Source organism: Sulfitobacter aquimarinus, from assembly GCF_040149565.1.
GTDB lineage: Bacteria > Pseudomonadota > Alphaproteobacteria > Rhodobacterales > Rhodobacteraceae > Sulfitobacter > Sulfitobacter aquimarinus.
In genome coordinates this window covers 1-13,365 of the sequence record NZ_JBEFLO010000008.1, presented here as the reverse complement: position 1 = coordinate 13,365, position 13,365 = coordinate 1, and the positions used below count along the sequence as shown (strand labels likewise).

The following is a 13,365-nucleotide window of genomic DNA, read 5'->3' as shown; positions in this document are numbered from 1 at the left end:
CGCCGCCCTAGATATTCAACTTAGCCAAGGCGTCTTCTTAAAATCCCGATGGTTCAACGCCAACTTCCGACGTGAGCGCAGAAATGTCGTCCCCTCCATTTGCGTTTGTGGGGCTGTCAGGTCTCCGCGACCGTCGCGGGGGACATCTTCCAGATTGAAAAAATCGCTTTCTTCCGTGCCTTCAGTCACCAGATCAATTTCATGGCTGTCGGGTGCGGCATCGGTTTCAAGGACCAATGGCGTTTCTTCGGGCTTAAGGCTGAACGGTGTTTCTTCAGCGAGATCGTCATGGTCGTCGCTTCCAAAACGTGGGGTCATAATCGCGGCCAGAATCCCAGAAGACTTGCAGAACCCACTGCAAGAACCCTCTTAGAAAGCAGCCAGCGGTTCATAAACTAGGTTTAAGAATTACCCGCATGAGGTGTGCAGGCGTGTCCTGTGTTCAGGCCGCAGCGTTTACCGCGTCAGCGTGCGCATCCCGCGTGACAATCCTTCAAGCGTCATGGGCACCATCGCCTCCTGGCCGAAAATTTCCTGGATCATGGTGATCGACTGGGTATAGGACCAGTATTTCTCGGGGATCGGGTTGATCCAGAGGTTTGATTTCCACTGCTCGCGCGCGCGGTTCAGCCAGACCGAGCCTGCCTCGGGGTTCCAATGCTCGTTCGCGCCACCGGGGTAGGCGATCTCGTAGGGGCTCATGCTGGCGTCACCGACAAAGATACAGCGGTAGTCGGGGCCGTAGGTGCGGATGATCTCATGCGTGGGGGTCTGCGCGTCCCAGCGACGGCGGTTGTCGCGCCACACACCTTCATAAAGGCAGTTGTGGAAATAGAACGATTCCATGTGCTTGAACTCGGATCTTGCGGCAGAAAACAGCTCCTCCACCACTTTGATATGCGGGTCCATCGAGCCGCCAACGTCCAAAAACAGCAAGACCTTCACGGCATTGCGCCGCTCTGGCCGTGTCTTGACGTCCAGGTACCCTTGCTCGGCGGTGGAGCGGATGGTGCCGTTCAGATCCAGCTCCTCGTTCGCGCCATCGCGCGCCCAGCGGCGCAGGCGTTTCAGTGCCACTTTGATGTTGCGGGTGCCCAGCTCGACGCTGTCATCGAGGTTGCGGAACTCGCGCTTGTCCCAGACTTTGACCGCTTTGCCGTGGCGGCCTTCCTTCTGGCCGATCCGCACGCCTTCGGGGTTGTAGCCATAAGCGCCAAAGGGCGAGGTGCCGCCCGTGCCAACCCACTTGTTGCCGCCCTCGTGGCGCTTCTCTTGTTCCTTCAGCCGCTCTTTGAGCGTCTCCATCAGCTTGTCGAACCCGCCCAAGGCTTCGATCTCGGCTTTTTCTTCCGCGCTCAGATGCTTTTCGGACATCTTGCGCAGCCATTCTTCGGGGATGTCTACCGCTTCAAGAACCTGCTCTACCGTGATGTTTTCCAATCCGGAAAAGGCAGCGGCGAAGGCTTGGTCGAACTTGTCGATGTTGCGTTCGTCCTTCACCATGCTGACGCGGGCGAGGTAGTAGAACGCCTCGACGTCATAGGTGGCCAGACCGGCGGACATGCCATCAAGGAAAGCCAGAAACTCCCGCATGGATACGGGAACCTTATGGGCGCGCAAATGCTCAAAAAACGGCAGGAACATCAGCTTAGCGCCCTGTCGATGATCACGGTGATGAACATGCCCACGATCAGGAAGGCCATGCCATAGCCTGCTGCGTATTGCGCAATATCCTTGCGGTTGCCGCGGCGTTTCTTGGCGGTCATGCCGCCAATGATTGCCCCGATAATTGCCAACCCGATTACGATCATGCCACGTCGCCCTTTTTACAGTTGCGGGCGGCCTTTCAGCGGGCTGAGTGATGAAATCTCACGCAGCTTGGCCCGCACCGCCCAGTCAGAGCCAAATCCGTAGCGTGCCCAACCCAGACTGTCCAGACGCACAGCCGATGCTTCCGAAGGGCGGTTCTCCAGATCCAGCGCCTCTGCACGTAGCAGCAAGAGCGTTGAAAGCAATGCGGCATTCTCGTTCAGCTTGGCTGTTTCGATATGCGGCCCGATGAGTTTGAGCGCATGTGCCCCCGCGCCCTGACTGATGGCAAAGGCCGACAGCTGCGTGGCGACATAGGCGCGGTGCAGGCGGGTGCCGGGGGTGGCTTCATAGAACTTTTTCGCCTTTGCATAGTGGTCTTGGGCGGCCTGCGGATTGTCGCGTTGCAACACGCGGCCCATGGCGTAATGGGCAAAGGCGCGGCGCTGGTCCTGCCAGCCCATCGCGGTGGCGATGCGCAGGGCCTCGTTGGCGCCGGCATAGCGGGCCGAGCGGCCAGAGGCGGGGCCAAGCGCCGTTTCAATCGCCCGTTTCCACGGCTGCGGCGTGCGGGTGGCATAGTTCGCCGCGGCACGTTCGCCTTGGGGGTTAATCTCACGCAGGATGTGGGGCAGGGTCGCCGCCACCTGACCGCGTGACATGCCGTTATGCAGCTTGGGCGAATAATAGGTCCGCAGCATCAGCATATCAAAGCCGGTCAGCACGGTATGGACGTTGTCGTCGTTAAAGACGCTGTCGGGCAGGCGGTACAGATCGTTGAGCGGGCCCAGCGATTGCGCCAGCTCTTCGTGCAGGCAATCACGCACTTCTTGCGGGCTTACGTCATTGGGCAGGAAGATCGCCAGCTTTTCGCGGCTGCGCAGCTGTGACCAGTTGGCCTTTTTGCTGCGGCGGGCTTTGCGGTATTCATCAATGGTGCTGACATTGGGGGCGACGAAACAGGCAGCCTGCGGCAGCAGTTTGCGAATGGCCGAACGGGGCACCGCATTGATCGTGATATTCGCGCCTGGTCCCTTGACCTGGGAGATGTTGATGCGGGCCTCACTGCGCAGGCGGGCCAGAAGGCGGCGCAGGTCATGCTGCAACGAGGGGGGCTGCTTGCCCGTAACGGCGACCGTGATCGGCCCTTCAAAGCGCGTGAAAACGGGCAGGTCGCGCCCGCTTTCGAGCTTGAAAGAAAGCTCGATGAAATCAATGGCGAGGTCGTTATTGGCGCGGATCGGGCTGGCGTGCCGTCCTGTGGCAAAGACCTTGATGGGCGGCAGGCCGCTTTCGGTCGAAATATTCAGCCGTGATACATCCCCGCTGGTGGTGGGGGTACACGCGTTAAGTACAATCGCCAGCACCAAGGCAATGCGCGACTTCATGTGCGATCACCATAAATGAACTGCGGTGTGTAACTTGTTGGAATACGCGCAAAAACTACGCGCACGAAAAGTGCGTTCCGAATACTCATAACTCTGCCTGCCTGCCCTTTTTTGAGCTGTGTCGGAGATCTTTTCGTCCCTCAACCAGTCACGGGTATGGAGCAATTAAGGCAAAATCGTGGCAAATTGTCTTGATTGAGGCAAACCTGTGGTTGAGGATGCGAAAAAGCCACAGTTTTATCGGGATAGGCGGCGCTTAGGCCCGTTTGCGCATCAATGTGTCATTTGGTCAGTCGGCGCAGCAGCATCATATGGGCCATCAGCAGGGCGAAAAGCCCAAAGATCGCCGCCTCTAGCGGGGTGGTGATCCCCATAACGATGCCCGCGGCTGCAAAAGCGATGCAAAGCCCCACCACAGCCAGCGAATATGCGCGAATAGCGCCTGCGGGCTGGTCAGGGCGCAACAGGCCAAGACGCCGCAACAAGGCGGGGACCGACCAATAAATCAGGCCCGTAAACAGCGGCACCGCCATCACGGCCTGAACCAGAATGTCAGGGGGCAGCAACAATGCCGGCGGCAAGGAGGCCGCCAGCATTGCAAAGTAGTGCAAGGGTAGGATCGCGACGAGATAGTACAGACCGCGCCGCGACATCTCTGTCACCGTCCGCCGCGTGCCATAAAGGCGAGGCGTTCAAACAGATGCACGTCCTGTTCGTTCTTGAGCAGGGCGCCGTGCAGCTTGGGCAGGGCGGATGCGCCATCGGCTTTCAGGTCGGCCGCATCCATATCTTCGGCCAGCAGCAGTTTGAGCCAGTCGATGACCTCGGACGTCGATGGCTTTTTCTTGATCCCCTGCTGGTCGCGAATCTCGTAGAATTGCGTGAGCGCCGTGGTCAGCAGATCGGGTTTGATGCCTGCGTGGTGGACCTCGACGATTTTCTTGAGGGTCTCCATGTCGGGGAACTGGATGTAGTGGAAGAAGCAGCGGCGCAGGAAGGCGTCGGGCAGCTCTTTTTCATTGTTGGAGGTGATGATGACGATCGGGCGCACGTCCGCTTTGATCGTCTGCCCTGTCTCGTAGACGAAGAACTCCATCTTATCGAGCTCTTGCAAAAGGTCGTTGGGGAATTCGATGTCGGCCTTGTCGATCTCGTCGATCAGCAGAACGACTTTTTCGCCCGCCTCGAAGGCTTCCCACAGTTTGCCCTTGCGGATGTAGTTGGCAACATCGTGGACTTTTTCCTCGCCCAGCTGGCTGTCGCGCAGGCGGCTGACGGCGTCGTATTCATAAAGGCCCTGCTGGGCGCGGGTGGTGGATTTGATGTTCCACTCGATCATGCGCAGCCCCAGCGCGGCCGAGACCTGGCGCGCAAGTTCGGTCTTGCCTGTGCCGGGTTCGCCCTTGACCAGCAGGGGGCGTTCCAGCTGGACCGCAGCGTTTACCGCAATTTTCAAATCATCCGTTGCGACGTAGTCGGCGGTGCCTTGGAATTTCATATCGTGATCAACCCTCTGGTTCAGTTTATTGGTGTGTTCCGAAGGGCATAATAGCGTGTGATTGAGTAGTGACAATCGCTGATCCGTCCTATAAACCCCGCCCAAATGGGGGCGTCGTGAGGAGGGAATCCACGTGACATTGTCGAAAACCGTCAAGGGGGAAGACACCGTGAAGCAAGAGAATTTTTTGCCAGATGATTATCGTCCAGCCGAGGACGAGCCGTTTATGAATGACCGTCAGGTCGAGTATTTTCGCCGCAAGCTGCTGGACTGGAAAGCCGAGCTTATGGAGGGCAGCCGCGACACCATCGAAACGATGAAAGACGGCACGCGCAACATTCCCGATGTGAATGATCGCGCCTCGGAGGAAACAGACCGTGCGCTGGAGCTGCGCACCCGCGATCGCGCGCGCAAGCTGGTCGGTAAGATCGACGCCGCACTGCGCCGCATTGAAGAGGACGAATTCGGCTATTGCTCGGTTACCGGTGAGCCGATCTCGCTCAAGCGGCTGGATGCGCGGCCCATCGCCACCATGAGCCTTGAGGCGCAAGAGCGTCACGAGCGCCGTGAGAAAGTCCACCGCGACGAGTGAGCCGATTGCGCGACGCGCAATAAAGAACCAGGGGCGCGGCGGTGAAAACCGCAGCGCCCTGTTTGTATGTGAGGGGCGGCTATGGGGCTGAACAACGCAATTGTCATCGGGGCAGGGATCGGCGGGTTGGCTGCGGCCTGCGCATTGGCGCGGCGCGGCGTGGCGGTGACGGTGCTGGAGCAAGCGCCGGCCATCCGCGAAGTCGGCGCTGGTTTGCAGATCAGCCCGAACGGGCTGGCCGTGCTGCGCGCATTGGGGTTGGAGAAACGGCTGAAAGCGCAAGGTGCTGTGCAGGGTCAAGCGGTCGTTATGCAGGCCTTTGACAAGCAAGGCGATGTGGCGCGTCTGGACCTGACGCAACTGCCCGCGCAGCAACGCTATCTGTTTATGCACCGCGCTGATCTGGTCGATGCGCTGGCCCGCGCTGCGCGCGAGCAGAACGTGAGCTTTGAATTCGGCACGCAAGTGGAGGATGTCGTGGCAGGCGATATGCCCCAACTGACGCTGGCCGATGGCAGCACACGGCGGGCCGAGCTGGTTGTGGGGGCGGATGGGATCCATTCGCGGGCCCGTGTTGCGCTCAACGGGGCGGATGCAGGGTTTTTCACGGGGCAGGTGGCGTGGCGCGCGGCGGTGCCCAACACGGTTGGCCATGCGGATGTCGCGATGGTTACTATGGGCGCCGGGCGGCATCTGGTCAGCTACCCGTTGCGCGGCGGCGCGTTGGTGAACCTTGTTGCCGTAGAGGAACGCGAGACATGGGCAGAAGAGGGGTGGAACCACCCCGATGACGCCGCCAACCTGAGGCAGGCGTTTGCCGCCTTCAGTGGCACGGCGCGGGCGCTGATCGACGCGGTTGAAGTGCCGACGCTGTGGGGCTTGCACCGCCATCCCGTGGCCGCTGTCTGGCAGCGCGGCGGCGTGGCGCTGTTGGGTGATGCGGCGCACCCAACGTTGCCGTTTCTGGCGCAGGGGGCCAATATGGCGTTGGAGGACGCATGGGTTCTGGCCGACCACGTCACCCGTGGCGGCACCGCGGCGCTGGAGGCGTATCAGGCGCTGCGGGTGCCAAGGGTGACGCGGGTGATCAAAGTGGCCGAGGGCAACGCGTGGCGCTATCACCTGCACCCTGGACCGTTACGGGCGCTGGCGCATCTGGGCCTGCGCACAGGCAGCCGTTTTGCGCCGCGCCGTATGCTGGGCGCGTTTGACTGGCTCTACGGCCATGACGTGACCGCGGGCGCTCCTCGCTAGCTGCGCTGCGCTCCTCGCTTATTTCGCCCGCGCTACCATGCCGAACAGGTCGCGGGGGTCATCGGGGTCGGCCAGCATGTCAAGCGCGGTGAAAAATGCCGTACCACGGATCGCATCGCGCACATAACACAGCGCCGAGAAGTCCTCGATCGCGAAGCCGACACTGTCAAACAGGGTGATCTGTTTGGCATCGCGCCGCCCTTGGGCGCGGCCCTCCAGCACTTCCCAGAACTCGGTCACGGGGTGGTCGGCCTTTAGCTGCTGTATCTCGCCCTCGATGCGGGTTTGTGCAGGGTATTCCACAAAGATATCAGCGCGGTGCAGGATGGCGGGGGCCAGCTCGGTCTTGCCGGGGCAATCGCCGCCGATGGCGTTGATATGCACGCCTGCGCCCACCATGTTGTCCGTCAGGATCGTCGCATATTGTTTGTCTGCCGTGCAGGTTGTGATGATCTGCGCGCCCAAAATCGCCTCTTCCGCCGATGCGCAGGCCACCACGCGCAGGCCGGAGCCTGCCAGATTGCGGGCGCATTTTTTGGTCGCGGCGGGGTCGGTGTCATACAGGCGCACTTCCTCGATCCCGACAATCGCCTGCATCGCGATGCTTTGGAATTCGGACTGCGCGCCATTGCCGATCATCGCCATGACCTTGGACCCTTTGGGCGCCAAGACCCGCGCCGCCAAAGCCGAGGTTGCCGCCGTGCGCAGCGCCGTGAGGATCGTCATCTCGGACAACAGCACGGGATAGCCCGTGGCCACATCCGACAGCAGCCCGAAAGCCGTCACCGTCTGCAACCCGCTGCGCGTGTTGTCAGGGTGGCCGTTCACGTATTTGAAGCCGTAGACCTCACCATCCGAGGTTGGCATCAGCTCAATCACGCCGACATCGGAGTGCGACGCCACACGCGGCGTCTTGTCAAACAGCGGCCAGCGGCGAAAGTCGCCCTCGATCCGGTCGCTGAGGCCGCGCAGCATGGGGGCAAGGCCGATGTGATGGATCAGCTGCATCATCTGGTCGACGCTGACAAAGGGGACAAGTGCTTTTTCGGATGGGGTATTCATAGTGGTTTCCTTCGGGATCAAAATGCGCGGGTGGGGCGGTCGAATACGTTGCGGCCAAGGGCCGAGGCGGCCAGATCGACCATCAGCTCGGCCGTGCGGCCACGTTCATCCAGAAACGGGTTCAGCTCGACCAGATCGAGGGAGGTCATCAGCCCGCTGTCGTTGACCATCTCCATGACCAGATGACCTTCGCGCACAGTCGCACCGCCCGGCACGGTGGTTCCCACCGCAGGCGCCGCAGCAGGGTCGAGGAAGTCCACATCAAGCGAGACATGCAACATGCCGTTCGCCGCCGCTACGCGTTCCAAAAACGCACCCAGCGGGCGGGCGATGCCGCTCTCGTCGATCTCGCGCATGTCGACGCGCGTGATGGCGGTGTCTTGCAGGGCGTCACGCTCTGCCGGATCAACCGAGCGCAGGCCAATCATCGCGATATTCGCGTAGGGCAGCGGCGCGGGCAGGGCGGGCCAGCCGCCAAAGGGCTCGCGGGCTGTGACATAGCCCATGGGCGTGCCGTGCAGGTTGCCGCTGTCGGTGCTGTCGAGGGTGTGAAAGTCGCTGTGGGCGTCCAGCCAAAGCACGAAAAGCGGGCGGTTCTGCGCCGCCGCGTGGCGCATGGCACCCAGCATCGTCCCCGCCGCCAGCGCATGATCGCCGCCCATGGTGATGGGCATCCCGCGCGTCAGTGACCTTTCGGTAGTGTCGGCGAGGGCATGGGTCCATGCGATAGTCTCGGACAGGCGGTGGAGTTTGGGGTGCGGTGTGTCGTCAAAAGGCGCGGGCGTGACGTTGCCGATGTCGGTGACAGTGTGGCCAAGGCTTTGCAGCGCTTCGGCCAGCCCCGCGGTGCGGTAGGCGTCAGGCCCCATGATACAGCCACGGCGAATTTTACCACAATCAAGGGGGGCGCCTTGAAGAATACAATGTTGCGGGATCATGCTGTCTGCTCCTGAGTTGATGTGTCAGGGCGGGTATAGCCCGTGCATATGGAAACCGAATAGCGTACAATGTGGCCAATTAGGAAGTGATCTGGCCAATATGGAGGGTCGAGATGGACGTAACGGACGAGAGGTTGATCGCTGCGCTGCGCCATGATGCGCGGGCGTCTTTGTCTGATCTGGCGCTGACGCTGGGCCTGTCGCGCACAACGGTGCGGGCGCGGCTGGCGCGGTTGCAGCAAGCCGGCGACATCGTCGGCTTTTCGGTTGTCACGCGGGGCGATGTGGCCCGTGACCCCGTGCGCGGCATGATGATGATCGAGATCGAGGGACGCGGTGCCACGCGGATCAAGCGGCAGTTGGCCACGATGGCGCAGCTGCGGGCGGTGCATTCCACCAATGGCCGCTGGGACCTGATTGTCGAGATTGGTACCACCACGCTGGAGGAGTTCGACCGCGTTCTGGACCGCATCCGCCAGCTTGACGGGGTGGTGGCCTCGGAGACGAGCCTGCTTTTGTCGACGCAGAAGTCGGGCTAGGCGGCGCGGGCTGCTTTGATCCACAGGGCGGCAAGGCACAGGGACGCAATCGCGTTCCAGCCCGCCATGCTGATGCCCGCCAACTGCCACGCGATATCGTCGCAGCGCACCAGAGGAGCGGCGAGGATTTGCTCCATCAGCTGCTCGGCGCTGAGGTTGGACACGCCGCTAGAGGTGCAGCTGGTCGGGCCTTCCCACCAGCCTTGCTCGACCCCGACGTGATAGGCGCCGATGGCAGCGGTGGAGAGGGCGGCCAATGCCCCCAGCCAGGCAAGACGCATCTGCTTGGTCAATACAACAACCGCGCCGATCACGATGGCCGCGGCGTGGGGCCAACGCTGCCACAGGCACAGCTTGCACGGGGCCATGCCGCCAAGATGCTGGAATGCATAGGCTCCAGCCAACACGATGGCCGACCCAAAGGCCGCGATCATGGTAAGGCGAAGGGCGCGGTCGAGCGTGCTCATAGCAATTTCAAAACCATAAAGCCGCCGATCAGCAAGGCGACGGCAAGGGTGAACATCAATGGCAACCGCTTTTCAATAAAGTCGCGCACAGGTGCGCCGAATTTATACAGCAGCAGCGCCACAAGGAAAAAGCGCAAACCCCGCGCCAGAATAGAGGTGGCGATAAATGTACCGATCGGCATGGCGGTAAAGCCCGACATGATAGTGATAACCTTGTAGGGGAAGGGCGTGACCCCCGCGACCAGCACGGCCCAAAAGCCCAGATCATTAAACCGCGTGGCAAATTCCGCCATCGCGTCGCCCTTGCCAAGTGCCTGTAGGATCGGCGCGCCAATCGTGTCATAGGCCAGCGCCCCGATGGCATAGCCCAGCATCCCGCCCAGCACCGAAGCCATCAGCGCCACACCCGCAATCACAAAGGCGCGGTTGGGCCGCGCTATAATCATCGGGATCATGATAATATCGGGCGGAATCGGAAACATCGAACTCTCGAGGAAGGCAACAAGTGCCAGAACCCACATCGCGTGGCGGTGCTCGGCCAGGCTGAGAGTCCAGTCATAGAGGCGTTGTATCATAGGTTGGGCGCTCCTGCTGCGGTGCCCCTTGAACACCACGCCAGTTTGCGCAGGTCAAGAGCCGCCCAAGGGGAGTTTGCGATGGTGTGTGAATTTGGTCTTGCTCCGCCAACAGGCACGGGCTACACCGCGTCCAGTGCCCAAGTGGCGGAATGGTAGACGCAGGAGATTCAAAATCTCCCGCCGCGAGGCGTGCCGGTTCGAGTCCGGCCTTGGGTACCAACCTGACAAATGTCAGGTCTCCGTAAATTGCCTTAATTCAAATGACGCAGACTGCCTTTTTTAGCGGCATCAGCGCGGTGAAAAGCGACGATTTATGGAAGGTTTTCCCTTTTTGGAATTGTTTACAGTCTCAATTTCGGGCCAAAACGATTCGGCGAAATGTGTCACTTTCCAAGCGCTTTGGCAGCTAATTCGACGGGATAGGGCGGATTGGTTCCAAAAAGAAAACGACTTACCCTAGGGGAACTTGGAGGTAAGCGGGGAGCTGCCCATGGCCCAATCAGACGCATTGTAGCGGTGCTGTGAACAATGGGCGTGCGTTAATTCAGGCGTATTTCGGAGATAAATCTCTATTCACCGTGCGATTACGTTAACTTAGCCGAAAAATCGGGAATTCGTGAATGGAAACAACGCTCTCTCATAGCGTGTAATTTGTTTGTGAGTACACCGCCCGAATTAACCATCCGGCCACATCTGTGACACTTTTCGAACATTTTTCCCTTTGTCTCGAACACCCTGAGATATATCTATGATCCAAGCCCAACTGGGGGGCGACGACACGACCAAGGTCCGGGGGCGGCCACACAAGGACTGCATCAAATGATGTGGGAAGGTGTAGCGCCGCATGTTTGCGACTGCTGCTACATAGTCTCGGAACGTCCGTAATGTTCCGCGATTTGGCCTCAATTCGGCCCGTCTTCCCCCTCAGAGAGGTATCGCTGCGTGTGGTTTATGCCGACCTGTAGCAAAGCCCCACGGGGTTGAAGAGAAAGAACGGAGAAGACAAATGTTGAAGTCGAATCTCGCGATGAAACGAGACGCAGGGAGCCTGTCGGCGACCGGGTTTGCCGTTCCAGTCTCTCGGCCACTCACACGTAACACATCTTACAATCCGGCCGCGTCGCGCGCCGCGCGCACCGCAGCATAGGAGCACTTACTATGATCAGAACAATCGATTTCAACGCACTTTCCGCAGGTAACACCGTCACCGACCAATTCAGCGATCTGGGTGTGACCGTCTCTGCAAGCGCAAACGGTACGGGTGTGGATCAGGCGATGATCTTTGACACCAACAACCCCACAGGTGGGGATGAGGATCTGGCGTCGGATAATCTGGATAATGTGCTCGTCATCTCTCAGGATGGGAATGCAGACGATCCGAATGACAACGCCACGGGCGGTGTCTTTGCGTTTGATTTTGCGGATGCTGTGGCGATCAAGTCGCTGACATTTATCGATATCGAAGCGCCTGCGCGCCTGACGTTCTTTGCAGAAGACGGCACCGTTCTGAGCGAACAGTTTGTGCCGCCGGTGGGCGACAACGACCAGACCACGGTTCAGTTGTTTGTACCCGGCACCGTCCGGTTCGAAGTGGCGCTGGAAGGGTCGGGCGGCATTGATAACCTTGTGTTCGAGGACGACACCGTTGACGAAGTGGATCCTGTTGACCCGGTAGATCCCGTTGATCCGGTAGACCCTGTCGATCCTGGCGCGGACGGCGATGGCATTGTGTCTGGTGATGACGCTGCCAACACCATCGATCTGGCCTATGAAGGCGATCCGGAGGGCGACCGGATTGATGCGGGCGACGCGTTGATTGCCGGCGAAGGCGCTGACGACGATATTGTAGACGCTTTGGGCGGCAATGACACCGTCACGGCCTTTTCAGGCGACGACGACATCTATGCGGGTTCTGGCGATGATGTTGTCGCGGGCGGCGCAGGCGACGACCTGATCTATGGCGACCGTACGCTTGCAAATGACGACGCGCCTGTCACGACAGGCGGCGTGCGCGAAAGCTTTAACTGGAGCGAAGCAGGCTTTGCCGAGGGCGAAGTCGCGACGGACTTCACCCAAGACACCGGCAACGTCAATGTAGCCTTCACGATCGTATCGTCGGCGTCCCCCAAAACGGACACACGCGTAACGACAGAACGGCTTGACGTGACGGGTATCGACGGGGGCGACGAAACCGTTAGCACGACCAGCTCGCTCTCGAGCTCGACAACACTGGTTCCGGGTGAGCAAGACGAATACCGCCTTGAGTTTGACACACCTGTCACCAACGTTGACTTCAACATCAACGACATCAATGGCGACACGCGCGTCACTGTTCTGGCCTACGACGAAGACGGCAACCCGATCGAAGTTAATCTGGCAGGCGGCGGCGGTTTGACGCTGTCCGACCGTGACGGCCTCAACGGCACGGACACCGCTGCCAGCGATGGCGGCTACGCCGACGCGACGAATCCGTTCTACACGCTGCAAGTCGACATTCCCGGTCCCGTTTCGCGGATCGAGATCGTGCATGAGCAGACTGGTTCAGGCGGCACGGACATCAACATCACCGACGTCTTCTTTGACACGGGCGACGTTGTCATTGTGGATGAAAGCAACGACGATGATCTGTCTGGCAACGCTGGCGCCGACACCATCTTCGGCGAAACCGGCGATGACACCATCACAGGTGGCGAAGGCGCGGATTCCCTGTCGGGTGGCGACGATTCCGACCTGTTCGTAGGCGGCACCGACGGCGACACTGTCGACGGCGGCACGGGCGAGACAACAGGCGTTGATTTCGACACGCTTGATCTGACAAACGCAGGCGACTTTCGCCTGACAGACGTGACCCGCGACGCCGATGGCGACTCGGACTCAGGTACAGTTGAATTCCTAGATGGCGCCGGCGGTGTAACCGGCACACTCGAATTCACCGAGATCGAGGAAATCCTTGGCGATCCAACCGGCCTGCAAGCGCCTGTGGCCAACGATGACGCCGCAACCACAGATGAAGACACCGCTGTCATCGTCGATCTGCGCGGCAACGATACCGATGCGGACAATACTCTGGACGAGCTGACGTTGTCGGACATTCTTGTCCCGGCTGAGCAGGGGACTGTTGTCGACAATGGCGACGGCACCGTGACCTTCACACCAGCGCCAAACTTCAACGGTGAAGCAACGATCACCTATACTATTACAGACCCGAACGGCCAAAGCGATGTCGGCCAGGCGGTCGTG

At 60.2% G+C, this 13,365-nt stretch carries 14 protein-coding genes and 1 tRNA gene; 5 read left to right on the top strand and 10 right to left on the bottom strand.

Annotated features, from left to right (window positions below; translation table 11 throughout):
• Positions 1-15: 15 nt before the first annotated feature.
• The 6 genes from ABMC88_RS14090 to ABMC88_RS14065 form a co-directional block, all read right to left on the bottom strand.
• On the bottom strand, positions 16-318 hold the full coding sequence (locus ABMC88_RS14090; RefSeq protein ID WP_349577536.1) for a hypothetical protein: 303 nt from the start codon (positions 316-318) through the stop codon (positions 16-18).
• Between the two features lie 138 nt (positions 319-456).
• Positions 457-1,644, bottom strand: coding sequence for a vWA domain-containing protein (locus ABMC88_RS14085; protein WP_349577535.1), 1,188 nt, complete (start codon positions 1,642-1,644; stop codon positions 457-459).
• Positions 1,644-1,811, bottom strand: a complete 168-nt coding sequence (locus tag ABMC88_RS14080; RefSeq protein WP_349577534.1) for an apolipoprotein acyltransferase — start codon at positions 1,809-1,811, stop codon at positions 1,644-1,646. Before ABMC88_RS14080 ends, ABMC88_RS14085 begins: the two co-directional genes overlap by 1 nt.
• 15 nt (positions 1,812-1,826) lie before the next feature.
• Complete coding sequence (locus tag ABMC88_RS14075; protein WP_349577533.1) at positions 1,827-3,197, bottom strand: DUF2927 domain-containing protein; 1,371 nt, start codon at positions 3,195-3,197, stop codon at positions 1,827-1,829.
• Between the two features lie 281 nt (positions 3,198-3,478).
• Positions 3,479-3,850, bottom strand: a complete 372-nt coding sequence (locus ABMC88_RS14070) for a hypothetical protein (RefSeq protein ID WP_349577532.1) — start codon at positions 3,848-3,850, stop codon at positions 3,479-3,481.
• A gap of 5 nt (positions 3,851-3,855) precedes the next feature.
• Entirely contained in the window at positions 3,856-4,695 is an 840-nt protein-coding gene (locus ABMC88_RS14065; RefSeq protein WP_349577531.1) for an AAA family ATPase, read from the bottom strand.
• A gap of 169 nt (positions 4,696-4,864) precedes the next feature.
• Here ABMC88_RS14065 and dksA point away from each other — a divergent pair, with 169 nt between their 5' ends.
• Together dksA and ABMC88_RS14055 are read left to right on the top strand one after the other, a co-directional pair.
• On the top strand, positions 4,865-5,287 hold the full coding sequence (gene dksA, locus ABMC88_RS14060) for an RNA polymerase-binding protein DksA (protein ID WP_349577695.1): 423 nt from the start codon (positions 4,865-4,867) through the stop codon (positions 5,285-5,287).
• 81 nt (positions 5,288-5,368) lie between these two features.
• Positions 5,369-6,541 carry an FAD-dependent monooxygenase gene (locus tag ABMC88_RS14055; RefSeq protein WP_349577530.1) on the top strand — a complete coding sequence of 391 codons (1,173 nt, stop codon included), beginning with the start codon at positions 5,369-5,371 and terminating at the stop codon, positions 6,539-6,541.
• Between the two features lie 18 nt (positions 6,542-6,559).
• Here ABMC88_RS14055 and ocd read toward each other — a convergent pair whose 3' ends face one another.
• Both ocd and rocF read right to left on the bottom strand, forming a co-directional pair.
• Positions 6,560-7,603, bottom strand: a complete 1,044-nt coding sequence (gene ocd / locus ABMC88_RS14050; RefSeq protein WP_349577529.1) for an ornithine cyclodeaminase — start codon at positions 7,601-7,603, stop codon at positions 6,560-6,562.
• A gap of 17 nt (positions 7,604-7,620) precedes the next feature.
• Entirely contained in the window at positions 7,621-8,541 is a 921-nt protein-coding gene (gene rocF / locus ABMC88_RS14045; protein WP_349577528.1) for an arginase, read from the bottom strand.
• Between the two features lie 113 nt (positions 8,542-8,654).
• Here rocF and ABMC88_RS14040 point away from each other — a divergent pair, with 113 nt between their 5' ends.
• Entirely contained in the window at positions 8,655-9,080 is a 426-nt protein-coding gene (locus tag ABMC88_RS14040; RefSeq protein ID WP_349577527.1) for an Lrp/AsnC family transcriptional regulator, read from the top strand.
• Here ABMC88_RS14040 and ABMC88_RS14035 read toward each other — a convergent pair.
• Both ABMC88_RS14035 and ABMC88_RS14030 read right to left on the bottom strand, forming a co-directional pair.
• Entirely contained in the window at positions 9,077-9,547 is a 471-nt protein-coding gene (locus ABMC88_RS14035; RefSeq protein ID WP_349577526.1) for a disulfide bond formation protein B, read from the bottom strand. The genes ABMC88_RS14040 and ABMC88_RS14035 overlap by 4 nt on opposite strands.
• Positions 9,544-10,122 carry a YqaA family protein gene (locus ABMC88_RS14030; RefSeq protein WP_349577525.1) on the bottom strand — a complete coding sequence of 193 codons (579 nt, stop codon included), beginning with the start codon at positions 10,120-10,122 and terminating at the stop codon, positions 9,544-9,546. The genes ABMC88_RS14035 and ABMC88_RS14030 overlap by 4 nt, the downstream gene beginning before the upstream one ends.
• A 138-nt stretch (positions 10,123-10,260) precedes the next feature.
• Here ABMC88_RS14030 and ABMC88_RS14025 point away from each other — a divergent pair.
• Together ABMC88_RS14025 and ABMC88_RS14020 are read left to right on the top strand one after the other, a co-directional pair.
• Positions 10,261-10,344, top strand: a tRNA-Leu gene (locus ABMC88_RS14025).
• A gap of 939 nt (positions 10,345-11,283) precedes the next feature.
• Positions 11,284-13,365 (top strand): cadherin-like domain-containing protein (locus ABMC88_RS14020; protein ID WP_349577524.1); only part of this gene is annotated, 2,082 nt, incomplete at its 3' end.

Bases quoted from the DNA above. Each gene is read 5' to 3' on its own strand.
- ABMC88_RS14090 (WP_349577536.1), bottom strand. From the start codon at position 318: ATGACCCCACGTTTTGGAAGCGACGACCATGACGATCTCGCTGAAGAA.
- ABMC88_RS14085 (WP_349577535.1), bottom strand. From the start codon at position 1,644: ATGTTCCTGCCGTTTTTTGAGCATTTGCGCGCCCATAAGGTTCCCGTA.
- ABMC88_RS14080 (WP_349577534.1), bottom strand. From the start codon at position 1,811: ATGATCGTAATCGGGTTGGCAATTATCGGGGCAATCATTGGCGGCATG.
- ABMC88_RS14075 (WP_349577533.1), bottom strand. From the start codon at position 3,197: ATGAAGTCGCGCATTGCCTTGGTGCTGGCGATTGTACTTAACGCGTGT.
- ABMC88_RS14070 (WP_349577532.1), bottom strand. From the start codon at position 3,850: ATGTCGCGGCGCGGTCTGTACTATCTCGTCGCGATCCTACCCTTGCAC.
- ABMC88_RS14065 (WP_349577531.1), bottom strand. From the start codon at position 4,695: ATGAAATTCCAAGGCACCGCCGACTACGTCGCAACGGATGATTTGAAA.
- ABMC88_RS14055 (WP_349577530.1), top strand. From the start codon at position 5,369: ATGGGGCTGAACAACGCAATTGTCATCGGGGCAGGGATCGGCGGGTTG.
- ocd (WP_349577529.1), bottom strand. From the start codon at position 7,603: ATGAATACCCCATCCGAAAAAGCACTTGTCCCCTTTGTCAGCGTCGAC.
- rocF (WP_349577528.1), bottom strand. From the start codon at position 8,541: ATGATCCCGCAACATTGTATTCTTCAAGGCGCCCCCCTTGATTGTGGT.
- ABMC88_RS14040 (WP_349577527.1), top strand. From the start codon at position 8,655: ATGGACGTAACGGACGAGAGGTTGATCGCTGCGCTGCGCCATGATGCG.
- ABMC88_RS14035 (WP_349577526.1), bottom strand. From the start codon at position 9,547: ATGAGCACGCTCGACCGCGCCCTTCGCCTTACCATGATCGCGGCCTTT.
- ABMC88_RS14030 (WP_349577525.1), bottom strand. From the start codon at position 10,122: ATGATACAACGCCTCTATGACTGGACTCTCAGCCTGGCCGAGCACCGC.